This is a genomic window from Thermococcus kodakarensis KOD1 (genome assembly GCF_000009965.1).
Lineage (GTDB): Archaea > Methanobacteriota_B > Thermococci > Thermococcales > Thermococcaceae > Thermococcus > Thermococcus kodakarensis.
In genome coordinates this window covers 1,474,538-1,498,319 of sequence record NC_006624.1, presented here as the reverse complement: position 1 = coordinate 1,498,319, position 23,782 = coordinate 1,474,538, and the positions used below count along the sequence as shown (strand labels likewise).

Genomic DNA, 23,782 nt, shown 5'->3' with positions numbered 1-23,782 from the left:
CTATGGCTAGCAATAAAGCTCCTTCCAGGATGATACTCGGCAACAAGAGGCGGATGCTCCTCATAGAGTTCCTCCAGAGGAAAAACGGGAGCGCTGAGCTCAGGGATGTTGTGGAGTACATAGCCGAGAGGGAGGGCAACACCGACAGAAAACACAGGAAGAGCGTCTATGTCAGCCTTATGCAGACGCACCTGCCAAAGCTTGAGAGGGAGGGAATTGTGACTTTCAGCAGAGGGAGGATAACCCTCCTCAAGGTTCCTGACAACGTCACCCTCTACATGGAAGTTGTCCAGAAGAACGACATAAGCTGGAGCGTGTTCTATGCTGGCCTCTCAGTTATCTTTGCCCTCATGGCCCTATGGCTCGGCAACGTCCTCCTCCTCTTTGCTGCAGTGACTTATCTGGTAGTATCTGCCATACAGCACAGGAGGACGTACCTCATAGCCAGACCAAGGGAGCGAAAAAACCCTGAAAAATCAGAGGATAATGTGTAGGTAATGACTGATTACTATGTGGTAATCCCCAACTTCATATATATCTGAAGGACCCATGTGATTGTGGAGCGACCGTAATGGTCGTCCGCCAAGGGCACTGTGTTGCCCACCGATGTGGTGTCGAAACACCTCTGGTATTTCGGAACCTGCTTCCGTACCACAGTGCCTCCGTATAGGAGGCGAAAAAATGAAAAAGAATCTTGCTTTGGGAATTTTTGGCCTGTTGGTGGCCTTTGGCCTCGTTTTGGGGGCTGGAGCTAACTTCAGGGACTACAACGCGGACAGGAGCGTTCATTGGAACATCGTGACCGATGACAACGAGCTCATCGATCTGACTCCAATTCAGCCCTACGCGTACATTAACGATGGCGGCGTCCTAGTTGTGGACATAAGCCCGAACAACCCGAACTACCCAGGATATGGAATGGGCCTGAGCCCGAACTCAGAGTACAACTTCGATGAAGTGTTTGAAGTCAGCAACGACCTATGGGAAGAGGGAATGCCGATAGTCGTAAGGATAACCAGCGACAACACCATGATCCAGTTCTACGGACATGAGTTTGACGTCCACGACAGCACAACCGGCCAGACAGTTTACGCCAGCGACATGGCGAGGAACGACGTCTGCTTTGTTGTGAACAACGGAGACGCGGTTAAGGTCGGTATGGACTTTACCGTCGCGAACGACGCACCAGGTACAACCAACAACGCAGCGGTACACATTGAAGCCTACAGGCTCGGCACAGAGCCCGCTGAGATAGCTGGAAACTGCGGTCAGCCGTGAAGGAGGAATGAAAGATGAATAAACTATTTGGATTGGCATTGTTAATGGTTGGAATGCTCCTGGCCGTCGGCGCGGGTGCTAACTTTAGGTACTACTCCGCCGACAGGACTGCGAGCTTCGATGTCGTCTCCGACGACAACGAACTTATTGACCTGACCGCACTCCAGCCCTACGTGACCTACGACGCTGGAAAGCTCTACGTGGACATAAGCGAATATAACCCGAACCACCCCGACTGGGGCGGAACGGGCATGAGCCCGAACACCACCTACGTCTTTGAGGAAATGTTCGAGGTAAGCAACGACCTTTGGGAGAACAACCAGACAAACTATCCGATCTGTGTTACCATAAAGAGCAACCACGACAACGTCCTGCTCTTTGCAGGAGACTACGACAGTCCGATAGCAGGGCCGTCAAACAACCTCGAGTTCACGGTCAACTACGGAGACCCCGTGCCAGTTGGTATGATCTTTGACAACACCAACGCAAGCCTCGGCATGGATCAGTTCCAGCTCAGCTTTGAGGCCGTTGCAGGCGAATGCGGAAGCCCGTGATTTCCTTTTGAGGCCTTTGCCTCACTTTGTTAATCTTGAAGAGATGTTAAGGATGAAAAAACTGCTCGAAGGCATTATTACAGCCGTAATTTTTATGATACTCGTAGCCTCAGTGGTGGGGTTCATCCTTGACAGGCCGATTCTAGTATCTTATGCCTATTCTGAGAGCATGACGCCCACGATCAACAAGGGCGACCTCTTCTTCATAAACCCCCTTTCAAGGAATGCTGAGGTTGGGGATATTATAGTCTTCCACAGAAGAGATGGCTGGACAGTCCATAGGGTTTATGCAATTGTTGATGGAAAGTACATAACCAAAGGGGACCACAACGTTGCTACAGACCAGCAGGATGGGGCGTATCCCGAGGTTGAGCATGTTGATATTGCTGGAAAAGTAGTCCAGATTTCAAACCATCCCCTGGTGATCAGGGGCGGTGGGGATTTCATAGTGAACCTCAGGAAAAGGCTGACGAACGTCTATGCCATAGTGATAATAGTGATCCTCGGCGGCCTGCTCACTTTCTCTGGAAGCTCAAAGGAGAGAAGCAGAAGAAGGTCAAAACGCCGGAGGTTCATCAGAATTCAGGGAAAAACACTCTACGGGATAGTCTCAGTCCTCATAATCTCGGGTTTTCTGGCGGTCATCATTGCATCATGGGGGACGCTGGCGTTTACGTACTCCTCGACCCTGGCCGGAGGACAGACTGATGGTTGGCACTTACCCGGAACAACCTTTGAGAAGAACCTCAGCGTTGAGAACCACGCGGTTTATCCGTTCTACTACTTCTTCAAGGATGACAGTGGTAGGGTCGAGCTGAAAACAACCGGCTTCCGTCTCGGGGGCGGAGAGGCCCAGAACCTCAGCCTCACCGTGACCGTTCCGGTGGACACCCGGATTTACAGGGAAGAAGTATCTGTGTGGTCATACCCGGCTCTGTTGCCTTACAGCCTGATAAACTGGGCGTACTCAATCAGCCCGTACTTCCCGCTGGTGCTGTACCTGATCCCACTCTCGGTACTGATGCTTGCATTTTACTGGATCTCCGGGATTTCGGGAGAGATGATCTCAATAAGAAAGGGGAAGATTTTATCCAAACTAACGGGAGATGGTAGGTTATGAAAGCAATTATAGTTCTTGTTTTCCTGATGGGGGCTTTCCTCATCGTGGGCTCCAGCGGGAATTTCAGGGAATATTCATCGTCCAGAGCGGCGAGCGTAATGGTCGTCTCCCACGAGGACGAATACGTGGGCTTTAACTGTTCGGACGGCGAGATTGCGTCAGTTATAGTTCTGAATGGGGAAGGAAAGGACTTCGACGTAATGACGCTGGAGAACCAGCTCATAACAAACGAGTACGTGAGCATTACTCTGGAACCGGCTTATTGCTATGTTCCAGCTGGAATGTATCTGGACGTTGAGAGCGGTACGGGAACACCAGTTGACATAGCACCTGGGGACTCACATACCTTCGGTGGACACGTTGCGGCCAGCTCGGCCACACCTGGAGAGTACTACGTTCCGGTCACGATCTACGCCACCTGGGACGGAGGGGGCGCGGTGATTGAGAGTTGCCCTGTAAAGATTACCGTTCTCGACGATCCGAGAATAACGAAGACTCTGCTCTCGGGAAACACGAGCGACATACCTTTGAAGACTTACCAGGAGTGGACGTTCCAGATAGAAGTCTCTAACCCAACTGACAACGACCTGAACCTAACGGTCAGGGACACCATACCAGCTGAGTTCAACGTCAGCCTCTCGGAAGTCTCGGCGAGCTCGGGAACGTACAGCTTCTGGGCCGCTAACCAGGGAAACGGCAATGGAAACGGAAATTCACAGAACGGGAACTCTCATCCTGCAACCAAGATGAAGTGGAAAGTATTAGTTCCGGCTGGAGGAAGCGAGCACATCAACGTGACGATATTCACAAGGGTTAACAACGGCAACCAGCAGGAGTTCACCTCATGCGGCACTTACTCACTCAACGACGGGGCAACTATAGACGGCTACCCGGGAAGGAGCAACGGAATAGAGGTTAGCGTCGCCTGTTCAGACGACGATTGAAGATTTGGAGTTGGTTTAGATGAAGGTAAATAAAAAGAAGGCCCTGATTGCGGGCCTTGGAATTTCACTCTCACTGGCGGTTCTTTTTGGTGTTTACTCGGTTATAGCTTACGCAACGCCGGTGTCAACCAGGGATGTTAGTTACACTACCGCCTATTCTGAAGGTGGTTCACTGAGGCACTACGCCCTCTTCTCGAACGAGACCGTTTACCAGAACGGCACCTCGCTGAAGTATTATCCCTCGGGGATAACCGACGTAATAAGAGGAGAATACAGGTACTCAACGTCACCTGGGGCTTCAGGCAGTTATAAAATAGAGATGCACTCAAACTACTACGTCTCGGTGAACAGGAAGCCAGTTTACCTGCTCAACAGGACGACTGAGATAGCATCGGGGAACTTCGCCGGTTCATTCTCGGTTCCAGTGAAGTTTAACATGACATCGCTTGGAGAAGAGCTCAAAAAGATACGGGAAGGCACTGACCTGCACAGGGCCGAGAACGAAGTTTATCTAACTGTTACTGTCAGTATAAATGGACGTGAACCATTCACACAGAAGATCCAGCTGAAAAAAGACACTTCAGGAATGCTGAGCCTTGACGGAGCGACCAAGGACTACCAGAAAGTTGAGAGGAATGTAAGTATAACTGAAAACAGCGTTGGCTTCGTTGGGACGAGCGTTAAGGACTCCACTGCGAGAAAGGTGTTTCCCGCCATGGCCCTGCTCTTCGCGGTTCCACCGCTCGGTTTTGTCTACTCAAAGAGAGAGAAGAAGCCCAAAGACGAACTTGCTTCACTGAGGAAGTATGTAGTTGAAGGCAAATCCCCTGAAGGAACACGAAAAGTCGAACTCAAAACTCCCGAAGACCTTAAGAGGGTCTTTGAGCTTGTGGACAGGCCGATAGTCCACGACGGCAGTAATGAGGGCGACGTCTATTCGATAGCGGACGGCGACACAGTCTACGAATACCAACAACTTTAAAAGCAGAACCGGAAAGCAAAGCTAGGAGTTCTAAGAAAAGGTTAGAGGTGGTTAGGTATGAACCCGTTCCACGAGCTTGAGCCCGGACCGGAGGTTCCAGAGGTCGTTTACGCCCTTATAGAGATCCCGAAGGGGAGCAGGAACAAGTACGAGCTTGACAAGAAGACAGGTCTTCTGAAGCTCGACAGGGTCCTCTACAGCCCGTTCTTCTACCCGGTTGACTACGGTATCATCCCGCAGACCTGGTACGACGACGGCGACCCCTTCGACATCATGGTCATCATGCGCGAGCCGGTATATCCGCTCACCATCGTCGAGGCGAGGCCGATAGGCATAATGAAGATGGAGGACAGCGGCGACAAGGACTGGAAGGTTCTGGCCGTTCCCGTTGAGGACCCGTACTTCAAGGACTGGAAGGACATAGATGACGTTCCAAAGGCCTTCCTCGACGAGATAGCCCACTTCTTCCAGAGGTACAAGGAGCTGCAAGGAAAGACCACCACCGTCGAGGGCTGGGGCAACGCCGAGGAGGCCAAGAAAGAGATCCTCAGGGCCATCGAACTCTACAAGGAGAAGTTCGGCAAGAAGGAGTGATTCCTTCTCCTTTTCCCTTCTGAAGGAGGTTGAGGCATGTACAAGCTCCTGAAAGTTAAGGACGTCGTGAGGATTCCACCCAGGATGTTCACGATGGACCCAAAGGAAGCCGCGAAGATAGTCCTCAGGGAGACCTACGAGGGCATATACGACAGAGACGAGGGTGTTGTACTGGCGATCCTCGACGTTGAGGAAATCAGCGAGGGGGTCATCGTTCCGGGCGACGGTGCTACATATCACGAGGCAATATTCAACGTTCTCGTCTGGGAGCCGAGGAACCAGGAGGTCGTCGAGGGCGAAGTCGTTGAGATGATGCCCTACGGTGCTTTCATAAGAATCGGCCCGATGGACGGCCTCGTCCACATCAGCCAGCTCATGGACGACTACGTAGTCTTCGACGAGAAGAACAGGCAGTTCATTGGCAAAGAAACCAACAGGGTTCTCAAGCTCGGTGACTACGTGAGGGCCAGGATAATCGGCGTGAGCGTCAAGAGCAGGGTAATCAGGGAGAACAAGATAAACATGACGATGCGCCAGCCTGGCCTTGGAAAGTTCGAGTGGATTGAGAAGGAGAAGAAAAAAGCTAAGGAAGAATCCAAGGGGGAGTGAATATGGCCAAGGAGAGGGCCTGCAGGCACTGCCACTACATAACGACTGAAGACCGCTGTCCCGTCTGCGGCAGCAGGGACCTCAGCGATGACTGGTTCGACCTAGTGATAGTCCTAGATGTCGAGTCAAGGATAGCGAAGAAGCTCAGGGAGAGCATACCAGAGGCCGCCAAGGTTCCCGGCAAGTACGCCATCAGGGTAAGGTGAAAATGTTCTTCAGGCTTACTAGAGAACTGAGGGACGAGCTGAAGAGGCCCCTAGGTGAACTGGTTAGGGGGCCGATTCCTGAACCCTACCTTAAGGTTAGGGGTGAGCTCGAGAAACACCCCGTTGTCACTGTTGGGGATGTCGTCACGGAGAACGTCCTCAAGATCGGCGTCAAACCAATAATTGCCCTTTACGATCTCAAGACGAAGAGAAAAGAATACTCCCCCGAGATTGAGGACACCGCCGTTTTTCTGACCGTAACAAACCCCCCTGGAACTATAACGAAAGCTTTATTAGACACCGTCAGGAAGGCCTTCGGGCTGGCTGAAAGGGGGAGAAACGTCCACATCCTGGTCAGCGGGGAGGAGGACTTGGCGGCGATCCCGGCCGTCTTGTACGCCCCACTCGGAACGCTCGTCCTGTACGGCCAGCCCGATGAAGGGGTAGTGCTTATAAAGGTAACACCCGAATGCAAGCGCAGGTGTGCCAAGATACTCGCGAGTATGGAGGTGGTTCGTGATGGAGATTAAGGTTACCGAGATAAGGGAGAACAAGCTCCTGGGAAGGAAGGAGATATACTTCGACGTCCTTCATGAGGGCGAGCCTACCCCGAGCAGGGAAGCGGTGAAGGGTAAGCTCGTCGCGATGCTCGACCTCGACCCGAACACTACCGTTATTCAGTACATCAGGAGCTACTTCGGAAGCAACGTCAGCAAGGGCTACGCCAAGGCCTACGAGACGAGGGAGAGGATGCTCTACATCGAGCCCGAGTACATCCTCGTTAGGGACGGCCTTGTCCAGAAGCAGGAGGAGTGAGGTGGTGTAGATGGCCAAGGGTAAGAAGAAGACCAGCCAGAAGTGGAAGCTCTACGAAGTCAAGGGTGGTAAGGTCGTTAGGAAGAACAAGTTCTGCCCGCGCTGCGGGCCGGGAGTCTTTATGGCCAACCACAAGGACCGCTGGTCCTGTGGAAGATGTGGTTATACCGAGTGGAAGAAGTGAGCTCTCTTTTCTTCTTGATTCTTAACTTATATCAGAGATTCTTTTGATTCAAGATTTCTAAGAAGTCCATCCCTACGAAGCACTTAATCAATGACCCTTATAACAACAAGGAAAGAAGAACAGAAGAAACCAGTTCAGGCCTCTTCGAGGGTTATAGCGCCGACCGGGCAGGCCTCGGCGGCCTCCTGGGCGCAGTCAAGGTCGGTGGTCTCAACTACCGGGTGGGCCTTGCCGTCGTCGCCCATCTCAAAGACGTCCGGGCAGAGGCTAGCACAGATGGCATCTCCAATGCAGGTGTCGACATCAACACTTACCTTCCAAGCCATGGGACATCACCGTGGTTAAATGAACTGGAGGGGATATAAAGTTTTCGTAGGCGGAGAGAACCGCGGAGACTCTCAAATGGGTGTAAAACAGAATAAACGGCCCTAAAAAAGTCTCTCAGTGAACAAAAAAAGACCAGATGGGTCAAAAGAGACCCAGCTTCTTCTTGTACTCGGGGCTTATCCTGTCGGGCGTCCATGGCGGATCGAAGGTGAGCTCGATTTCAGCGTCCTTAACCCCAGGAATCTCCAGTATCTTGTCCTCAACGGCGCGAAGGAGCCACATTGTAAGTGGACAGCCTGGAGTCGTCATCGTCATTTTGACGTAAACCGTGTTGTCAGGGTTGACCTTAAGGTCATAGATTAGCCCAAGGTTGACGACATCAAGCCCAATTTCGGGGTCGATTACTTCCTTAAGCTTCTCAAGGACCATTTCCTCAGTGAGCTGAACGTTCTCGTCGGCTTCCTTGATTTCTCTCTCGCGGTTTACTGTGATTAAGCCGACTCCTTCCAGCTTTCCAATTTCGGAGTGGAGCTTTATCAGGACGTTGTCAATGTCGGGAGTGTCCTTCGCCAGTGTGACTGTAACGTTCCCCTTCTCATCGACATCGATTGAGCGGATGAACTTCTCATCAACTATGGACTTAACGACCTTCTCAACTTCTTCTTTCGTGACCATTAACACCACCTGAAGAGCCTCAGAGAATACACATTTAAACCTTTTGGGACAGGAATGTGTACTCAGCGGGAGAGGATGTCGAGTATCAGTTCCCTGGCCATCCCGGGCCTCAAAGCCCTTGCCCTCGTCTCCCTCAGAACCCTCTGGATGGAAAGCCTCTTGGTTGAAGGAGCTTTTCTAAACAGCTCCCAGAGAAGGGGACAGCCGAATTTGAGATCGTAGTCCCCACCAATTATCTCGATAATTTCAGCCTTGTCCAGCGCCAGAAACGCTGGAAGGTTGAGAATTACAAGGTCCTCTTTTTGGTAGATAGAGATCAAGCCGGAACTGAGCATGTCCCCGGAGGCAACGATTTTTATTCCGGATTTTCTGGCATATCCCTCAACTGCACTCATTACAAGAGCGTGACATCTGCCGCAGATCGGGGCACCTTTTTCAATCTGGGGCCGTATGATATCCAAATATTCCGGAATTTCGATGAAAACAGCCCCATAGTTCCGGGCTTTTTCGAGGGTCTTTTCTCCCATCTGGGGGAGTTTAACCGTTATGGGGATCGCATCAAAACCGGCCCAGCGAAGCACCTTCAGCGTGGCAGTGCTGTCAGATCCTCCTGAGAACGCTACGGCCACTTTTGCTCCCGTCGGAGAGCGGTCGAAGTCCTTCCCGCTCAAGCGGTACTCTATCAGGGCTCTCAAACGAGTATGGGCAATCTCTCCGATGTCTCTTCTAACCCTTTTAAGCGCCTCAAGGTTGTACTCTAGGCGGTACCTTTTCACGAAGTCCTCTCCAACCGGCTTCAGCATGGGGTTAAATTCAGGAATGAGCTTTAAAATCTGCCGGCGGGAAAACCCTTAAAAGGGGCCTCCACAAGGTTCTTTTACGAACCAAGAATCCTTCTGGAGGTGTGAGATATGAGGGAGATAATTGAGAGGGTCAAGGAGAAGACGACCATTCCCGTTTACGAGAGGACGATAGAGAATGTTCTGAGCGCCATTCAGGCCAGCGGTGACGTCTGGAGGATCGTTGACCTCAGCGAGGAGCCGCTTCCGCTCGTCGTTGCTGTCGTTACTGCCCTCTACGAGCTCGGCTACGTGGCCTTTGAGAACAACCAGGTGATCCTCACGAGGAAGGGCAAGGAGCTGGTGGAGAAGTATGGAATCGGCCCCAGGGCTGACTACACCTGCTCCCACTGCCAGGGAAGGACGGTTGAGATAGACGCCTTCTCCGAGCTTCTCGAGCAGTTCAAGGAGATAACCAGGGACAGGCCCGAGCCGGCCCACCAGTTCGACCAGGCCTACGTCACTCCAGAGACCACCGTCGCCAGAGTTGCCCTTATGCACAGCAGGGGCGACCTTGAGAACAAGGAGGTCTTTGTCCTCGGGGACGATGACCTCACGAGCGTCGCTTTGATGCTCAGCGGTCTCCCGAAGAGGATAGCCGTCCTCGACATAGACGAGAGGCTCACGAAGTTCATCGAGAAGGCCGCCGACGAGATAGGCTACGAGAACATCGAGATATTCACCTTCGACCTCAGGAAGCCGCTCCCCGACTACGCGCTCCACAAGTTCGACACCTTTATCACGGACCCGCCCGAGACGGTTGAAGCCATCAGGGCTTTCGTGGGAAGAGGCATAGCGACCCTCAAGGGGCCAGGTTGCGCCGGCTACTTTGGAATAACTAGAAGAGAGAGCTCCCTCGACAAGTGGAGGGAGATACAGAGGGTTCTCCTCAACGAGTTCGGCGTCGTCATTACCGACATCATCAGGAACTTCAATGAGTACGTCAACTGGGGCTACGTCGAGGAGACGAGGGCTTGGAGGCTCCTTCCGATAAAGGTAAAGCCGAGCTACAACTGGTACAAGAGCTACATGTTCAGGATCCAGACCCTTGAGGGCTCGAAGGGCTTCGAGGACGAGATAACCGTCGGTCAGGAGCTCTACGACGACGAGGAGAGCTCGACTACCTGAGCCTTTCTGATTTATTTTAAATTTAAAAAAGAGAAAGAATTTCATCTCTTCTTCCTGTTCTCAAACCAGACTACGCCGTACATAGCAACGAGAAGCACCCCGACCGCGACGATTACTAGAGCATGCTGAAGTCCGCGGTTCTTCCACGGGCTCTCTGCCCTGAAGCCCTCCACGGCAACTGCCTTTATCATCAGGGGGTTCTTTGGGGGGTAAATCGCAACGTACCCGTCAAGTCCAGTTGGATTCACTCTTCCCGTGGTGTTGCCGACGTATTTCCCCTCATCTACCCTAAGGAAAGTGGTATTGGCCATCTCCGGCTTTACCTCTGGAATTTCCGCGTAGAGCATATCTCTCAGGAAAGCCACACCCTTTCTGTAAATTTCAGTGTCAGTCAATCCCGCCACCTCAAGGTTCCAGACAACTCTGGCTGTTGTTGTTATACCCGTCACCGACTGGTGGGTGTAAGCAAAAGCTCCGTTGGGATACTGTCTTTCCTTCAGGACTTCGAGAGTCTTGTTCAGCTCATCTTTCATTCCAAACTGGCTGAAAACTATGGCTGCCTGCGAGAAGTAGTAAGTCGGTATCGAGTAGTAAACAGGATCTCCTGTCTTTGAATTCTTTTCGCTCAGCATCCACGTGAGATTAGCCGAAAGGTAGTGAAGAGACTTTTCGTAGTCGTAGGAAACGTTGAGGCTCTTGAGCACCCAGACGACGTAGGCGGTGTTGTAAAAGTCCTTCCAGGTTCCGTTATTCGGGCTGGAGAGAAGGTACTCAACTGCATCGTCGTAGGGCTTTCCGAGGAGGGCCTTTATCCTCGCAACTTCCGCTACCTGCCAGGGAAGGAGAGAGCTGTAGTTCTCAGGGAGCTCCGGCTCTTTTGAGCAGAGGACAAAGTAGTGGGCATAAACCGCTTTCTGCCACTCTTCAGTGGCGGGGATTTTTTCGAGGTATGGGCAGGCAATTTCTCTGAGCTCTTCAAAGCCGCTGATCTGGGAGACGTCGAGCAGGTCGAGGACGCGGTAGTGGAGCCTTCCCCAGAAGCCGAAGTGTTCCATATCGAGGAGCTCTTCCCTGTACTTTTCATCTCCTGTCGCGTAAAGCGCCATCGCAACGGCCATCGGCGATGAGAAGTTCCCTTCCAGTGAGACCTTTTCTCCGAGGTAAGCGAGTGCAAAGGCTTTGTAGGCCTTCAGCTCACCCTCAACATTAAGCTTCTCAAGGTCATCTTTATCCTCCAGCGCAATGTCACGGAATATTCTCTCCACGTCGTTTTCTGGTTCATTAATCTGAAGCCAGCCAAGTGCTCTGTTCAAACCTTCCCTGAGCTGGTCTTCAAGTCCCGTCATGTTCTCTTCAACGTATTTGCTTCCCAGGAGCTCCTTCAGGGCTATGGCAGCCATAGCGGCATCAAGGTAGTCGTCCCAGGAGCCGTCGGCCTTCTGCTTGTATATGAGCCAATATGCAGCACTGTTGATAACATCCTTATACCTGCCGTTGGCTATGCTCTCTCCTCTGATGAGTGCCATTATTGCCATAGCTGTGTATTTGGCCTCGTGCTCCTCGCTGTAAGCGTAGCCCCAGGAGTCAAAGGGCGTCCTAATGGCCATGAGCCACTCACAGCCTTCCAGAACTCTGTCGTAATCGCCTGTCTTGTAGAGGGCGAGAACAGCAAAGGCCGTGTCCGGAACTGTAGGCTCGTAAACGTACGGCCTGATTTCAGCCGAGACAAGAACGGGTGAGGAGATGAGAGAGAGCATAAAGCCCACAATGAGTATAGTAGCGAGAACCCTTCTCATTCCAACCACCTCAAGGAAGAAAAGAAGAGAGGGTTAAAAGACTTCACCCGTAGTAAACCTTGGCGTCGAGTTGGTAGTCTGCGTAGCCATAGGTATCGTAGGCGTAGACGAGGAAGTACCAGGTTCCTGGAGCTGGGTTGTTGTACTCGACGTGCTCGTAGCTGTTGGAGCTCTCGGAGCGGTCAACGAGGTTCTGGTTCGGGTCGTAGAGGTAGAGGTCGAGGTCATGGTAGCTGGTGTCGAAGTAGAGGTCGCCGGTGATCTTGGTGGCGCCGCTGTTGACGGTCATGGTGAATGTGTCGCTCTTATCATAGTAGTCGTGGACTGTTCCAGTGAAGGTCTTCTCGTCAACGGTCGGCTCTGGTGAGGGGCTCGGGCTCGGCTCGCTTCCGCCACCGCTGGGCTGGCCGAGGCTCCCGTCGCTGACGACGTCAACCTGGTAGTTTGCCGAACCGCTGTAGCTGACGACCTTTATCGTCCAGGTTCCTGCTGTCGGGTTGTAGTAGCCGACCTTTTCGAAGCCGTAGTAGGCGGTGTAGGAGTAGTCAACCTGGTTGCCGTTCGGGTCGTAGAGGTAGAGGTCGAGGTCGCTTCCGCTGTTGTCCCAGTAGAGGGTTGCCGTGACGAATCCAGCACCGCTTATCGTGAACTGGTGGCTCTGGCTTCCCTTGTTTGAGACGTATCCAGTGAAGGTGAGCTTTGCATAGTTGTCGTAGTAGGCAGCCTTATAGGCGTTGACCCTACCTGCACCGTAGGCGATGTCGGCTATCTCGTCGGGCTTTACTATGTCGGCGGTCTCGATGAGGGCCGTCTTGACCTTGTCGGGAGTCCAGCTCGGGTGGGCCTGGAGGAGAAGGGCGGCTATACCAGCGACGTGTGGAGTGGCCATCGAGGTTCCTGGAGCGGCGGTGTAGTAATCGTTTATCGGCTGTCCCATGCTGGTTCCGCTGGCGCGGGCAGCGATGATCCAGTTGCCCGGAGCAACGACCTCTGGCTTGAGCCTGTTGTCGGCTGTTGGGCCGCGGCTTGAGAAGTCGGTTATGACGTCGTACTTGTCAACCGCACCGACGGTGATGACCTTGCTGGCCGCTGCCGGTGAGCCCACTGTGTACTTGTTCGGCCCACTGTTTCCAGCAGCCACAACGACGACAAGTCCGGCGTCCCAGGCGTTGTTGACGGCCTGGCTGAGGGAGTCGGTACCGTCGGAGCTCTGGCTTGAGCCAAGGGAGAGGTTAATGACCTTTATTCCGTACTTGTCCTTGTTCTGGACAGCCCAGTCAACACCGTTGATGATGTCTGAGATGCTTCCGCTTCCCTGACCGTTGAGAACCTTAATGCCAACGAGCTTGGCGCCTGGGGCCATACCCTTGTACTTGCCGTTGCTTGCCGCACCGGTTCCGGCGGCTATCGAAGCGACGTGGGTTCCGTGGCCGTTGTCGTCGTAGGGAGTTGTCTTTCCGTTGACGAAGTCAACCCATCCGATAACCTTGCCCTGGAGATCGGGGTGGGAGGCGTCAATACCGGTGTCGATGATACCGATGGTTATTCCGGAACCGTCGTAGCCGAGGTTCCACATGTTGGTGGCCATAACCTGGGCAGCGGACTCGTCGAGACCCTCGGTCTCAACGGCGACCTTGACCACGTAGTCCTCCTGGATGAACTGGACACCTGAGAGCTGTGCGTTTCCAAAGTAGCCGGTGTCCATAAGGCCGGCGATTATAAGAAGATCCTTAACCTTTATCTTGACTGCGAGGGCGGGGATAATGTGGTAGTTGTATTTGATCTTGGCTCCAAGGAAGTCCAGTATTTCAACGGCCTTCTCCTTGTCGGCCTGATTGTCGAACATTATTATCGTGCTAACTTCCTGATCCCAGCTCATTCTCTGGACTTTCTTGAAGAGTCCAGGGGTGAGAAGACCATAGTTCTTCTGCTGGGAAACATTGCGAACTGCCGGCTTCTGGGGGGCTGCAAGGACACTGCCAGCCATAAGACCAACAAGGAACAGGGCCAGCACTACCGCTCCAAACTTCTTCATTGTGACACCTCCATATTCTCGGATGCCCCCATATGGGCATCCAGGGATGTATTGGGTCTTCAATTATAAGTCTTGCGCAACATTGTGTATTAATCAAAATTCAAAAGAGAACATCCAAAATTTTGCATACTCCTTAACATAAGTTATGTGAGATAGCGTTGTTAATAATTTTCAACGGCGGGAACTGACTTATTTGTTTTAAAATACATGACATTTAGTAACAGTTATTGCCAATATTGGGAATCTGAGGCGAACAAATACAAAATGGCATAAAGTAAAGTTAAATTAAAATATTCAAATCGGAACACCAAGTTAAAGAACATAAGAGTGCATCAAGTACGGCGGCAACCTGGGGCACAGAGAGCCGAAAAGTTTATAAACCCTCCCTCTGCTCTAATCTCGGACGCGCCCCGGTGGTGTAGCCCGGTCAATCATGCGGGACTCTCGATCCCGCGACCCGGGTTCAAATCCCGGCCGGGGCACCAAAACCTTTCTCGCGGGCCCGTGGCTCAGCCTGGTCAGAGCGCCCGCCTGATAAGCGGGAGGTCCGGGGTTCGAAGCCCCGCGGGCCCACCACAGAAACTTTGCTGGGCAAAGTTTCATCAAAAGTAGAATGTCCTTTTGAGCTTCCTGTTTTCCAGTGATTCTCAGTCATCAATCAGCGGTTTTCAAGGGGTTTACTCACGATATAACGCTCGAAGAGCGTTAAAAAGAAGAAAACCCGCATTTATTTGGCCACCTACTAAGAGAATAGAATCCGAATCAAGCCAATTCTCGAGGACATTCAAACTTTTTGGTGAAGCTTTTTCTAAAAGCTTCAGCGCCGCTTTCACTGTCGTTCAAGCGTCCTTGAAGGATGGCGGAAGAGTAGTATGCGTTTTTAATGAGCTGGCTTTTGAGTGGGTTTACTTACCGAGTTGCTAGATTTACAGGATTTCCTCACAGTATAGCGCTCTTTGAGCGCTAAAAAGAAAGTTCGAAATTACAATTAACGAGAGATTTTGGGAGTAAACCCAAGCGAACTTGCTTTCTGAGCAAGCATATACTCATCGAAGAGCAAGTTCGAGAAGAAGGGCGCACTTTTGGTCAAGCTTTTGTCTAAAAGCTTCCTGCGCGACGTTGAAGCTCTGCTTCAACGCATGGGACGACAGTCCCATTGAGTTTGATCAAGGCTCGTGGTTCTTCTTAGAATTGCACTTCTACAGGATTTTCGCGATAAACAAACTAAAAAATAAGTGAATTCTTCAAACATGCTAGCTAAAAAGGAGTTTCTCTCACTTTGACGCCCGTAGGGCGTCAATTAAAAAGCAAACTCACAAAGAGCGAGCGAATAAGAATAGAATTCACAACCCAAGACAGCATTCAATAAGGAAAATCCTATCAAAACAGCCCTTTAGTCAAGCATCACAAACTTTGATGAAACTTTGCCCAGCAAAGTTTCTTTGGTCAAGCTTTTTCTAAAAACTTTCTCGCGAAGTTTAAAGGTAAGCCCAGATTTGAGATTAGTTGCAGGCTAAACATTAAATTCTGTGTTGGTATTGCCCAAAATGGTTTATCTTTCCCTCTTGTTGTATCAACTGGGCACTAACCTCTTTCTGCAATTGCCGAAAGACTTATAATATTTTAGAGTTAGCAACGATTATGCTGGAGAAAGAAAAGGAAGCCCTTGCCAAGAGGATCGCGGGAGAGATAACACTTTCTTCTGACCCCGGTAAGACCATGAGAAAGTGGCGCGAGATATTTGGGATAAGCCAGACCGAGCTTGCGGATTACCTTGGAGTCTCATCCTCCGTCATCAGCGATTATGAGGGTGGGAGGAGAAAAAGTCCCGGTGCTTCAACGATAAGAAAGTTCGTTGAGGCCCTCATTGAAATTGATGAGAAAAGGGGCGGGAACGTCATAAGAGCCTTCAGCAAGACCATCGAGGGCGAACTTCCGACGGATGCTATTCTCGATATTCGCGAGTTTGCGGTCCCCGTTCCGATAAGAGCCGTTGTTGAGGCCGTCAAGGGCGAGGTTGCGGCAAACCATGACCTTCTCGACAGAAAGATTTACGGTTACACGGTGGTTGACAGCATACGGGCGATCCTTGAGATGAGCAGCGAGGAATTTCTTAAGCTCTACGGATGGACTACTGAGAGGGCACTGGTGTTTACAAAGGTGACCACGGGCAGAAGCCCCATGATAGCAGTCCGCGTTCAGGGGCTTAAGCCAGCTGTGATAGTGCTGCACGGCGTCAAGAGGTTAGACGAGCTAGCGGTCAAGCTTGCTGAACGTGAAAGGATACCCCTCGTCGTCTCCAAGGCCTCAAACGAGAATGAACTAATCAACGGCCTCAGAAAGCTCGTTGAAAAAACTGAAAAGGAGTTTTGACAGCTTTTTTAAATTTAGCAACCACCCTAACGTTGAGAGGGCATACCCCCGCTTCTATATTTCAATGGGCGGTTTATCCACATCCATATGAATGTCCACGGCTTACTCATTATTGTGTAATATGGTCGAAAACAAAACATTTATAATGCAAGTATTTTAAACAGGTTCGGTGGTTCCAGATGAACGTCTTTAACAGCCCAATAGAACTCTTCGAGAAGTACAAACCGACCCCCCTGCTCAGGCTTTCCCTTTCGGACGAGAGGGGGGATGTCTTTTGCCAAGCTGGAATTCTTTAACCCCTTCAGCAGGAGCATAAAGGACAGGGCTGTTTTTAACCTCGTTATGAAGGCTCTGAAGCGCGGGGACATTAACGGCACCAGGCGGCTTTTCGAGGCAACTTCTGGAAACGTTGGAATAGCAATGGCAGCGATATCGAACATTTTTAACGTTGAATTCAGGGCCTATCTGCCGAAGCCGACTCCAGACGCGACAGTAACCCTTCTGAAAGTCCTCGGGGCAGAGGTCGTGAAGACGGACTTCGAGGTAATTGACAGGGAAATGATTGAATTCGTCAGGGATGAGGCGGAGAAAGCTGGGGCAGTGAACCTGAACCAGTTCGAGAACGACGACAACTTTGAGGCCCACTACAGGTACACCGCGAGGGAGATAGACGAACAGCTCAGGAGCATAGGAGTAAGCCCTGACGTAATAGTCGCTGGAGTCGGAACATCTGGACACATAGCGGGTATTGCAAAGTACTTCAAGGAGCGCTACGACACGAAAGTCATTGGGGTGGTTCCAGCTAAGAACGAGAAGATTCCGGGCATAAAACGGCTCGAAACAAGGCCTAAGTGGTTTTTTGACGCTGGCATTGATGAGGTCGTCGAGGTAACACAGAGGGAAGCGATTGAGGGCTCCATCCAGGTGGCTAGGAGGGAAGGCATCTTAATAGGCCTCAGCTCTGGTGCCGTAGTCAGTGCCCTTGAGAAGGTCAGGGACAGGTATCCCGGAACGGCGATCCTGATACTTCCAGATGACGCGTTTAAGTACGTTGAGGTGTTTGAGAAATACCTACGTGAATGCCAGTGAATCTTTTTTAATCTTCCCTTATCCCTTCTTGAGGGGTTCTCTTTGTTTTTAAGGCTGACAACAAAAAGGTAACAAAAGGAAAGGCTTCACTCAAGCTCCTTTCTCCTCCATATCCCCTCCTCAGCCAGCCTCGTTAGCCTGTCCCTTATGTGGAGCAGCACGTCGCTGAGGGTTTTGCCGTTGTCGTATTCCCCGACAATCTTGAGGAGTTCTTCCCTGCTGTAGTCCTTCATCTCCCTCGCGAGCTCTACCATTCTTGGATAAGCCCTTACAATGTTGTCTACTATCGTTATGTCGGCCATCCTGGCGCTCCGCGAGAGAGGGTTCAGGTCAACGGTAACGACGAACTTGCCCATCCTCACAAGCGCTTCCGTCCTGTCGCCGTCTTCGAGCGGGACAAGAACAACGTCGGCTTTCCAGATGCCGTTTTCATCGACCTTCCCGCGCTCGTGCTCAAGGCCGGGGATTCTCTTCGTCGGGTTGATGCCGAGTATCTCTATCTCCGGGTCGTACTTCCTAAGCTCCTCTGCTATGGTCCTAACCCTCTCCTCCGTGCGGTAGAAGAGGTTTATCTCAAGCTTCGCGTTGAGGGCCTTTGCCAGCTCTATCGTTTCCTTTGGAACGAGGGCAGCAACGTTTCCGTTCACTGAGATTACTGGATGCTCAGCCAGAAGGAACTTCGCAACGGCAGCTCTCATGGCCCTCTCAGCTGGTTCTATCGTCCTCTCACCGATCAGGTAGTCGAAGGCCTCTCCACGTCCGTGGGCTATTAGTCCAGCTTTGGCAGTCATTCCCTTCTCCATTCCTTCGATTATCTTTTCGCGGTAGTAGAGGCTCCAGTAGCGTGGGTGACTCTTCGGGATGTTCACCATACTATCACCTGCTCACAGTTTGCTGAACTAACTAAAAAGTATTGCCTGTCGAAATAGAGCTTTCTCCTTTCTTTGAAGAAGGTTCTTCAGGGCTTTTCTGGTGAAAATTGGGGTTCTAAACCTTTGGTTCAAAAAAAGCGTATAAACCTTGAGTTCAAAACTAAAGGTGAACATATCTGATCACGTGTTCGAGGTGGTGCACTGTGGGATATAAGATAACGGCCAAGGAGAACCTTTCAGTGATAGACTTCTTCATGGAGGTTGAAGCGCCGCACGTGGCCCGCTCTTGGAAGCCGGGACAGTTTATAGTCCTCATCGTGGACGAGAAGGGCGAAAGGGTGCCGATGTCGGTTTACTATGCGGATAAGGACACTGGAAGGGTGGGCATGTTCATAAGGCGCCACGGCGTCACGACCTTCAAGCTCTGGTACGAGAAGCAGGTTGGAGACGAGCTTCTGAGCGTTGCCGGGCCGCTTGGGAAGCCAATTGAAGTCAAACACTACGGCAACGTTGTTTTTGCAGCCGATGCCGTCTGTGCCCAAGCTGAGTGCTATGCCACACTCAAGGCGATGAAGGAGGCGGGCAACTACACCATAGCGATTCACAGCTTCGAGACCAAAGACCACGTCTATCCTGAAAAGTTCCTCTCGAAGCCGGTTGCCGATGAATTCTACATAACGACCGAGGACGGGAGCGTTGGAAGGAAGGGCCACTATCTTGACGTCTTAAAGGAGCTGATCGAGCAGGACAAGGTTGACATCGTTTTCGCGGGTGGAAAGTTGGGAAGCCTCAAGAAGCTCGCCGAACTCACCAGGCCCTACGGCATCCCCACGATAACGACGGTGAGGCAGATAATGGTGGATGGAACCGGGATGTGCGGTTCGTGCAGGATTCTCTACGACGGCGAGGTAAAGTTCGCCTGTAGGGACGGGCCAATGTTCGATGCCCACAAGGTTGACTGGGACGACGTGATAAGGAGAGACTCCCGCTTTGCCGAGCAGCAGGCCCTCGCGAGGGAAAGATACCTCGCCAAGCTCCGCGAGAAGGGGGTGATCTGAATGGCCGTTAGAAGGAAGCTCATCAAGGAGAGGGTCCCAACCCCTGAAGTTCCGGTTGAAGAGAGGATAAAGAGCTTCGTGGAGGTCAACCTCGGCTACGACTTCGCATCGGCAGTTAAAGAGGCGGAAAGGTGCCTCCAGTGTCCGGTGGAGTACGCTCCGTGCATCAAGGGCTGTCCGGTTCACATCAACATTCCAGGATTCATAAGCAAGCTCGTTGAGTATCGCGACAACCCTGACAAGGCCGTTAGGGAAGCTCTGAGGATAATCTGGAACGACAATACCCTACCCGCTGTAACCGGAAGGGTCTGCCCCCAGGAAGACCAGTGTGAGGGCGTCTGTGTGATGGGCAAGGTCGGAGACCCGATTAACATCGGCAAGCTCGAGAGGTTTGTCGCGGATTATGCGAGGAAGCATGGAATAGAAGAAGAGCTTCTCTGCGAGTTCGAGGAGAGATGCACGGGAGAACTTGGAAAGGTGGCCGTCGTTGGTGCTGGCCCCGCTGGCCTCACCGCCGCTGGAGAGCTCGCGAAGATGGGATACAAGGTTACAATCTTCGAGGCACTCCATAAGCCCGGAGGAGTCCTCGCCTATGGCATTCCTGAGTTCCGCCTTCCGAAGGAGATACTTGATCAAGAGCTGGCCAAGCTCAAGCGTCTTGGTGTCGAGATAAGGACGGACCACGTTGTTGGGAGGACTGTTACCATTGAGGAACTCCTTCAGGAGTACGACGCCGTCTTCATCGGGACTGGAGCGGGAACGCCTAAGCTTCTCAACGTTCCAGGGATACTGCTCGACAGGATTTACTCGGCCAACGAGTTCCTCACGAGGGTCAACCTCATGAAGGCCTACGAGTTCCCAGAATACGACACGCCGATAGCAATTGGAAAGAAGACGATAGTTATAGGCGCCGGAAACACCGCAATGGACGCGGCCCGTTCGGCCCTCAGGCTGGGAAGCGAGGTTACCATAGCCTACCGCCGCGGAAGGGAGGACATGACGGCTCGTATAGAGGAGATCAAGCACGCCGAGGAGGAGGGCGTTAAGTTCGAGTTCTTCCTCCAGCCGGTTGAGTTCATAGGCGACGAGAACGGAAGAGTCAAGGCTGTGAAGTTCGAGAAGATGAGACCCCTCGATGAGAGGGACGCCAGGGGCAAGAGAAAGATAGTCGGTACCGGCGAGTATGTAACCCTCGAAGCGGACACTGTCATCATAGCAATCGGCCTCGAGCCGAACAGGATCATCACCGAGACCCCCGGCCTCAAGACGAACACCAACGGAACGCTCGTTGTGGATGAGAACCTCATGACCAGCATACCGGGTGTCTTCGCAGGTGGCGATGCGATAAGGGGCGAGGCGACCGTCATCTTGGCTATGGGCGATGGAAAGAAGGCTGCGAAGGCAATCCACGAATACATACAGGCGAAGAGAAAAGCAAACGCCTGAGCCTTTTCTTTACCATTCTCTTTTTCTTGAGCCAAAAACGAGGCCATGTTTGAGAATATCCATGAACTCGCTGTTCAGGAAGCTTTTGGTGAACTCCATGGTCTCTTCAGGTGAAAGCCACTCGACGTCCTCTGGAACACCTTCAACCCACAGGTAAACAAGCTCGTCCCCTTCCCGTGCAATCAGGAGGGTGTAAACTTTGACGCCGTTCTCAAGGGCTATCCTGACTTCCCTTCCGACTAGAGAAGTGAACTTCCCGAGGGGAGCTATCGCTACGAAGTAGCTCGCCTTGGGGATGTATTTGCTGGTGTCTCTCATTCCGTACTTTGAGGGAACGAGTATATTATCGGTGTTGAGCTTCTCACGGATTATCCCAACTATGGCCTTCTCCGTTTTGGTGTTGTAAAGCAGGGTAGGCTCGCTCAGATAAACGAACGGCCCCGTTTTTTCCTTCTTTTTCCTGAACAGCCCGAGCATGGGAACACCTCAGGTGGGGATAATGTCATCATCTCGACATCAGGAGGGATGACACTCCTCATCGGTCGGAATTACCTAATGGTTACCGCTTAAATGCTTTACCACGGGGTCTCCTTCTATGGCCAGGAGATCATCCAGAGAGACGTACCTCAAGTTGGGGAACTCGTAGATATAGCCTATATTTCCTTCTCCCTCATGGGCATAAAAATCTTGGAGATCATAATATTTCCCAAACCTTCTAATTTTTACTACGCATTTATCTTGTTGATATAGATACGGGCAATGTCCATTAAGCTCTATGTAGCTTGAAGAGTTCTCACTATAAAGCTGACCTATCGGAGGGAACCAATCGTATATCTCCCACATGCCTTCGTCCGGATAATAAACCGTCAGAAACGCGTGGTCCATAGTCATTGTGAGGAAATACCTTGCGTTTATATCGTGCTTTTCATTTATCCGGGAGATTATTGCGTAGGCTATTACATGCCAGTCATCGCAGTCTCCACAGTGAGAGACAACATAGCGGGGATCTTTCGTTGGTCCACCTGCGCAGTACTTTGCTCGCTCTACCATTGCCTCATATGCAGTGCCTCTAAGGTAAAGGAGGTAATCTTCTCTTGGGACATTTGCTTCCTCGACCCTTTTCTCAGCATCCGCAATGACGGAAGTTACAAAGTTTTGAACGACTTCTGACTGAAGTATCTCGGGTAGTTCTTCACGGGGGAAGCCAGTGCAACTCCAGTATGGATACGCACATGTACCGTTAAGCTTCTGGGATAGATAATCATCCCCCCGATAGTAGCCAATAACGGGGACATGATCCGAAATGCTCTTATCTAAAGCTCCAACAACACCGAGGTAAATTCCGAGGGCATCGTAGATACTGTCTATCATTTTGGTAGTTAACTGGTCCCAGGGGGGTCCAATAACAGGAATATCGCTAAGTCGGCCAGTATTGTGGCCGAGTAGTCCAGTTATGAAGAATAATATTACCACAGGAACCACAGCCGCTTTATACACACCCATGACATCCGCATGATATACATGGATGTTATTTAAATTTATGCCTTGTACACCCGAAAGTTAGTAGTCAGGATTATTAATCAGCTCATCAACATGGCTAATGGGTGATAAAATGAGGGTCATCCCACTCGCATCTGAAAGCCTTGGGGTTAGGAGCCTGGCGACCTTCGTTGAAGCTGGGGGGCTGAGGATACTGATTGATCCGGGTGTAGCACTCGGCCCGAAGCGCTACGGCCTCCCTCCTGCGGAAGTCGAGCTTAAAACTCTCCAGCAGATGAGGAAGAAACTGCAAGGCTACGCGAGGAAGGCCGACATCGTGACTATCTCCCACTACCACTACGACCATCATACCCCCTTCTTTGAAGGCCTCTACGAGAGCTCCAGCGAGGATTACGCGAGGGAAATCTATGCGGGAAAGATTCTCTTCATCAAACACCCTACCGAAAACATCAACTTCAGCCAGAGAAAGAGGGCATGGGCATTCCTCAAGAACGCAGAGGCGATAGCGAAGAAGATCGAGTACGCGGACGGGAGAAGCTTCGACCTTGGCGGCGTTACAATCGAGTTTTCACCGGCAGTACCGCATGGAAGCGAGGGAAGTAAGCTCGGCTTCGTCGTGATGGTTCTCATCGACGATGGCTCCAAAAGGGTAATCCACGCCAGTGATATTCAACTGCTGAACAGGAGATCTGTCAAGTGGATAATCGAAAAGAACCCCGACCTGCTCATAACCGGCGGACCCCCAACTTATCTCGGCCCGAGAGCAACGGGATCGTGGGAAACCGGCGTTAAGAACCTCAACGAGATAATCCTGGAGACGAACGCGGAGGTAATCCTCGACCACCACATAGTTCGCGACAAGCGCTATCCTGAGTTCTTCGACGAGCTGGAAAAAAGGCCGAAGACCTTCGCCGGCTACCTTAAGGTTGAAGATAGGCCGCTTGAAGCATACAGGCGGGAGCTCCACAAGATAGAGAAAGGAGAAGGGGCTGAGGTTCCTTTCAGACTGTAATCAACGCTTTCCCCCTTATTCTGTTGTGTCTTGATACATAGCATTGGAGTTTATTATTGAAACATGGATTTTATCACATTATTTAAATGCTAAATCCAAAAAATTTATAAGTATCTAAGGTAAAAACTAAGTGGAGTGGTATCATGACGACGTATGTGCTGTGGTATTTCAAGCCGCAGTACGGGAGCTACGCGGTCTTTGATACCAACATGCCGACCTCTAAGCTGAGGGATCTCGGGTTTGACTACATGATAGTCCTCCATGCCCCTGGTAGGGATGGAGAGTATGGGCAGATGCCGATGAGCGGTTACCACTCCGCTTTGGGGTGGTTAGGACGTTGACAAG

General features: G+C 51.5%; 27 protein-coding genes and 2 tRNA genes. 21 read left to right on the top strand and 8 right to left on the bottom strand.

What is annotated here, in order from left to right; all coding sequences use genetic code 11:
- The first annotated feature begins 2 nt into the window (after positions 1-2).
- From TK_RS08520 to TK_RS08465, 12 genes are all read left to right on the top strand, one after another.
- Entirely contained in the window at positions 3-494 is a 492-nt protein-coding gene (locus TK_RS08520; RefSeq protein ID WP_011250657.1) for a DUF7344 domain-containing protein, read from the top strand.
- A 187-nt stretch (positions 495-681) separates the two neighbouring features.
- The gene (locus TK_RS08515) at positions 682-1,278 is read left to right on the top strand and encodes a DUF1102 domain-containing protein (RefSeq protein ID WP_011250656.1); all 597 of its coding nucleotides are present in this window, start codon (positions 682-684) and stop codon (positions 1,276-1,278) included.
- A 14-nt stretch (positions 1,279-1,292) separates the two neighbouring features.
- On the top strand, positions 1,293-1,832 hold the full coding sequence (locus tag TK_RS08510; RefSeq protein WP_011250655.1) for a DUF1102 domain-containing protein: 540 nt from the start codon (positions 1,293-1,295) through the stop codon (positions 1,830-1,832).
- 52 nt (positions 1,833-1,884) lie between these two features.
- Positions 1,885-2,952 carry a signal peptidase I gene (locus tag TK_RS08505; protein WP_011250654.1) on the top strand — a complete coding sequence of 356 codons (1,068 nt, stop codon included), beginning with the start codon at positions 1,885-1,887 and terminating at the stop codon, positions 2,950-2,952.
- Positions 2,949-3,896: a COG1470 family protein gene (locus TK_RS08500; protein WP_011250653.1), complete on the top strand. Its 948-nt coding sequence runs from the start codon at positions 2,949-2,951 to the stop codon at positions 3,894-3,896. Before TK_RS08505 ends, TK_RS08500 begins: the two co-directional genes overlap by 4 nt.
- Before the next feature lie 19 nt (positions 3,897-3,915).
- Positions 3,916-4,878: a DUF5305 family protein gene (locus tag TK_RS08495; protein ID WP_011250652.1), complete on the top strand. Its 963-nt coding sequence runs from the start codon at positions 3,916-3,918 to the stop codon at positions 4,876-4,878.
- Positions 4,879-4,935: 57 nt separating this feature from the next.
- Complete coding sequence (locus TK_RS08490) at positions 4,936-5,472, top strand: inorganic diphosphatase (protein WP_011250651.1); 537 nt, start codon at positions 4,936-4,938, stop codon at positions 5,470-5,472.
- Positions 5,473-5,508: 36 nt separating this feature from the next.
- A complete protein-coding gene (locus tag TK_RS08485; protein ID WP_011250650.1) occupies positions 5,509-6,081 on the top strand; it encodes a DNA-directed RNA polymerase in 573 nt (190 codons plus the stop codon).
- Positions 6,082-6,083: 2 nt separating this feature from the next.
- Positions 6,084-6,287, top strand: coding sequence for a transcription elongation factor subunit Spt4 (gene spt4 / locus TK_RS08480; RefSeq protein WP_011250649.1), 204 nt, complete (start codon positions 6,084-6,086; stop codon positions 6,285-6,287).
- A 2-nt stretch (positions 6,288-6,289) separates the two neighbouring features.
- Positions 6,290-6,817 (top strand): GTP-dependent dephospho-CoA kinase, encoded by a 528-nt coding sequence (locus TK_RS08475; protein WP_048053746.1) that lies wholly within the window; start codon positions 6,290-6,292, stop codon positions 6,815-6,817.
- On the top strand, positions 6,807-7,103 hold the full coding sequence (locus TK_RS08470) for a 30S ribosomal protein S24e (RefSeq protein ID WP_011250647.1): 297 nt from the start codon (positions 6,807-6,809) through the stop codon (positions 7,101-7,103). Before TK_RS08475 ends, TK_RS08470 begins: the two co-directional genes overlap by 11 nt.
- A 10-nt stretch (positions 7,104-7,113) precedes the next feature.
- A complete protein-coding gene (locus TK_RS08465) occupies positions 7,114-7,287 on the top strand; it encodes a 30S ribosomal protein S27ae (RefSeq protein WP_011250646.1) in 174 nt (57 codons plus the stop codon).
- A gap of 134 nt (positions 7,288-7,421) precedes the next feature.
- Here the strand turns inward: TK_RS08465 and TK_RS08460 are convergent, their stop codons facing one another.
- The 3 genes from TK_RS08460 to TK_RS08450 form a co-directional block, all read right to left on the bottom strand.
- Positions 7,422-7,613 carry a ferredoxin gene (locus tag TK_RS08460; RefSeq protein WP_011250645.1) on the bottom strand — a complete coding sequence of 64 codons (192 nt, stop codon included), beginning with the start codon at positions 7,611-7,613 and terminating at the stop codon, positions 7,422-7,424.
- A 142-nt stretch (positions 7,614-7,755) separates the two neighbouring features.
- Positions 7,756-8,289: a metal-sulfur cluster assembly factor gene (locus TK_RS08455; RefSeq protein WP_011250644.1), complete on the bottom strand. Its 534-nt coding sequence runs from the start codon at positions 8,287-8,289 to the stop codon at positions 7,756-7,758.
- Between the two features lie 62 nt (positions 8,290-8,351).
- The gene (locus TK_RS08450) at positions 8,352-9,092 is read right to left on the bottom strand and encodes an ATPase (RefSeq protein ID WP_011250643.1); all 741 of its coding nucleotides are present in this window, start codon (positions 9,090-9,092) and stop codon (positions 8,352-8,354) included.
- A gap of 108 nt (positions 9,093-9,200) precedes the next feature.
- Here TK_RS08450 and bpsA point away from each other — a divergent pair, with 108 nt between their 5' ends.
- Complete coding sequence (gene bpsA / locus TK_RS08445; RefSeq protein ID WP_011250642.1) at positions 9,201-10,256, top strand: N(4)-bis(aminopropyl)spermidine synthase; 1,056 nt, start codon at positions 9,201-9,203, stop codon at positions 10,254-10,256.
- 41 nt (positions 10,257-10,297) lie between these two features.
- On the opposite strand, the gene TK_RS08440 is transcribed toward bpsA, so the two are convergent.
- Both TK_RS08440 and TK_RS08435 read right to left on the bottom strand, forming a co-directional pair.
- Entirely contained in the window at positions 10,298-12,052 is a 1,755-nt protein-coding gene (locus TK_RS08440) for a membrane protein (RefSeq protein ID WP_011250641.1), read from the bottom strand.
- A 43-nt stretch (positions 12,053-12,095) separates the two neighbouring features.
- Positions 12,096-14,087, bottom strand: coding sequence for a S8 family serine peptidase (locus TK_RS08435; RefSeq protein WP_011250640.1), 1,992 nt, complete (start codon positions 14,085-14,087; stop codon positions 12,096-12,098).
- 407 nt (positions 14,088-14,494) lie between these two features.
- Here TK_RS08435 and TK_RS08430 point away from each other — a divergent pair.
- From TK_RS08430 to TK_RS08415, 4 genes are all read left to right on the top strand, one after another.
- Positions 14,495-14,572 (top strand) — tRNA-Glu (locus TK_RS08430).
- Between the two features lie 13 nt (positions 14,573-14,585).
- Positions 14,586-14,663 (top strand) — tRNA-Ile (locus TK_RS08425).
- Between the two features lie 1,065 nt (positions 14,664-15,728).
- Positions 15,729-16,460 carry a helix-turn-helix domain-containing protein gene (locus TK_RS08420; protein WP_011250639.1) on the top strand — a complete coding sequence of 244 codons (732 nt, stop codon included), beginning with the start codon at positions 15,729-15,731 and terminating at the stop codon, positions 16,458-16,460.
- Between the two features lie 267 nt (positions 16,461-16,727).
- Positions 16,728-17,549: a cysteine synthase family protein gene (locus tag TK_RS08415; RefSeq protein ID WP_011250638.1), complete on the top strand. Its 822-nt coding sequence runs from the start codon at positions 16,728-16,730 to the stop codon at positions 17,547-17,549.
- Positions 17,550-17,635: 86 nt separating this feature from the next.
- Here TK_RS08415 and TK_RS08410 read toward each other — a convergent pair whose 3' ends face one another.
- Complete coding sequence (locus TK_RS08410) at positions 17,636-18,421, bottom strand: 4-phosphopantoate--beta-alanine ligase (RefSeq protein ID WP_011250637.1); 786 nt, start codon at positions 18,419-18,421, stop codon at positions 17,636-17,638.
- Between the two features lie 203 nt (positions 18,422-18,624).
- Here TK_RS08410 and TK_RS08405 point away from each other — a divergent pair, with 203 nt between their 5' ends.
- Both TK_RS08405 and gltA read left to right on the top strand, forming a co-directional pair.
- Positions 18,625-19,479: a sulfide/dihydroorotate dehydrogenase-like FAD/NAD-binding protein gene (locus TK_RS08405; protein WP_011250636.1), complete on the top strand. Its 855-nt coding sequence runs from the start codon at positions 18,625-18,627 to the stop codon at positions 19,477-19,479.
- The gene (gltA, locus tag TK_RS08400; protein WP_011250635.1) at positions 19,480-20,925 is read left to right on the top strand and encodes an NADPH-dependent glutamate synthase; all 1,446 of its coding nucleotides are present in this window, start codon (positions 19,480-19,482) and stop codon (positions 20,923-20,925) included.
- Positions 20,926-20,934: 9 nt separating this feature from the next.
- Here gltA and TK_RS08395 read toward each other — a convergent pair whose 3' ends face one another.
- Positions 20,935-21,402 carry a hypothetical protein gene (locus TK_RS08395; RefSeq protein WP_011250634.1) on the bottom strand — a complete coding sequence of 156 codons (468 nt, stop codon included), beginning with the start codon at positions 21,400-21,402 and terminating at the stop codon, positions 20,935-20,937.
- A gap of 75 nt (positions 21,403-21,477) precedes the next feature.
- Positions 21,478-22,407: a hypothetical protein gene (locus TK_RS08390; RefSeq protein WP_232500572.1), complete on the bottom strand. Its 930-nt coding sequence runs from the start codon at positions 22,405-22,407 to the stop codon at positions 21,478-21,480.
- 130 nt (positions 22,408-22,537) lie between these two features.
- Between TK_RS08390 and TK_RS08385 the strand changes: the two genes are divergently transcribed.
- A complete protein-coding gene (locus TK_RS08385) occupies positions 22,538-23,437 on the top strand; it encodes an MBL fold metallo-hydrolase (RefSeq protein ID WP_011250632.1) in 900 nt (299 codons plus the stop codon).
- A gap of 143 nt (positions 23,438-23,580) precedes the next feature.
- Positions 23,581-23,778, top strand: coding sequence for a hypothetical protein (locus TK_RS08380; protein WP_011250631.1), 198 nt, complete (start codon positions 23,581-23,583; stop codon positions 23,776-23,778).
- The last annotated feature ends 4 nt before the right edge of the window (positions 23,779-23,782 follow it).

Bases quoted from the DNA above. Each gene is read 5' to 3' on its own strand.
- TK_RS08385 (WP_011250632.1), top strand. From the start codon at position 22,538: ATGAGGGTCATCCCACTCGCATCTGAAAGCCTTGGGGTTAGGAGCCTG.
- TK_RS08505 (WP_011250654.1), top strand. From the start codon at position 1,885: ATGAAAAAACTGCTCGAAGGCATTATTACAGCCGTAATTTTTATGATA.
- TK_RS08435 (WP_011250640.1), bottom strand. From the start codon at position 14,087: ATGAAGAAGTTTGGAGCGGTAGTGCTGGCCCTGTTCCTTGTTGGTCTT.
- TK_RS08515 (WP_011250656.1), top strand. From the start codon at position 682: ATGAAAAAGAATCTTGCTTTGGGAATTTTTGGCCTGTTGGTGGCCTTT.
- TK_RS08415 (WP_011250638.1), top strand. From the start codon at position 16,728: ATGTCTTTTGCCAAGCTGGAATTCTTTAACCCCTTCAGCAGGAGCATA.
- TK_RS08440 (WP_011250641.1), bottom strand. From the start codon at position 12,052: ATGAGAAGGGTTCTCGCTACTATACTCATTGTGGGCTTTATGCTCTCT.
- TK_RS08460 (WP_011250645.1), bottom strand. From the start codon at position 7,613: ATGGCTTGGAAGGTAAGTGTTGATGTCGACACCTGCATTGGAGATGCC.
- TK_RS08450 (WP_011250643.1), bottom strand. From the start codon at position 9,092: ATGCTGAAGCCGGTTGGAGAGGACTTCGTGAAAAGGTACCGCCTAGAG.
- TK_RS08485 (WP_011250650.1), top strand. From the start codon at position 5,509: ATGTACAAGCTCCTGAAAGTTAAGGACGTCGTGAGGATTCCACCCAGG.
- TK_RS08490 (WP_011250651.1), top strand. From the start codon at position 4,936: ATGAACCCGTTCCACGAGCTTGAGCCCGGACCGGAGGTTCCAGAGGTC.
- TK_RS08495 (WP_011250652.1), top strand. From the start codon at position 3,916: ATGAAGGTAAATAAAAAGAAGGCCCTGATTGCGGGCCTTGGAATTTCA.
- TK_RS08470 (WP_011250647.1), top strand. From the start codon at position 6,807: ATGGAGATTAAGGTTACCGAGATAAGGGAGAACAAGCTCCTGGGAAGG.
- TK_RS08420 (WP_011250639.1), top strand. From the start codon at position 15,729: ATGCTGGAGAAAGAAAAGGAAGCCCTTGCCAAGAGGATCGCGGGAGAG.
- bpsA (WP_011250642.1), top strand. From the start codon at position 9,201: ATGAGGGAGATAATTGAGAGGGTCAAGGAGAAGACGACCATTCCCGTT.
- TK_RS08380 (WP_011250631.1), top strand. From the start codon at position 23,581: ATGACGACGTATGTGCTGTGGTATTTCAAGCCGCAGTACGGGAGCTAC.
- TK_RS08500 (WP_011250653.1), top strand. From the start codon at position 2,949: ATGAAAGCAATTATAGTTCTTGTTTTCCTGATGGGGGCTTTCCTCATC.
- TK_RS08510 (WP_011250655.1), top strand. From the start codon at position 1,293: ATGAATAAACTATTTGGATTGGCATTGTTAATGGTTGGAATGCTCCTG.
- TK_RS08465 (WP_011250646.1), top strand. From the start codon at position 7,114: ATGGCCAAGGGTAAGAAGAAGACCAGCCAGAAGTGGAAGCTCTACGAA.
- TK_RS08410 (WP_011250637.1), bottom strand. From the start codon at position 18,421: ATGGTGAACATCCCGAAGAGTCACCCACGCTACTGGAGCCTCTACTAC.
- TK_RS08455 (WP_011250644.1), bottom strand. From the start codon at position 8,289: ATGGTCACGAAAGAAGAAGTTGAGAAGGTCGTTAAGTCCATAGTTGAT.
- gltA (WP_011250635.1), top strand. From the start codon at position 19,480: ATGGCCGTTAGAAGGAAGCTCATCAAGGAGAGGGTCCCAACCCCTGAA.
- spt4 (WP_011250649.1), top strand. From the start codon at position 6,084: ATGGCCAAGGAGAGGGCCTGCAGGCACTGCCACTACATAACGACTGAA.
- TK_RS08520 (WP_011250657.1), top strand. From the start codon at position 3: ATGGCTAGCAATAAAGCTCCTTCCAGGATGATACTCGGCAACAAGAGG.
- TK_RS08475 (WP_048053746.1), top strand. From the start codon at position 6,290: ATGTTCTTCAGGCTTACTAGAGAACTGAGGGACGAGCTGAAGAGGCCC.
- TK_RS08395 (WP_011250634.1), bottom strand. From the start codon at position 21,402: ATGCTCGGGCTGTTCAGGAAAAAGAAGGAAAAAACGGGGCCGTTCGTT.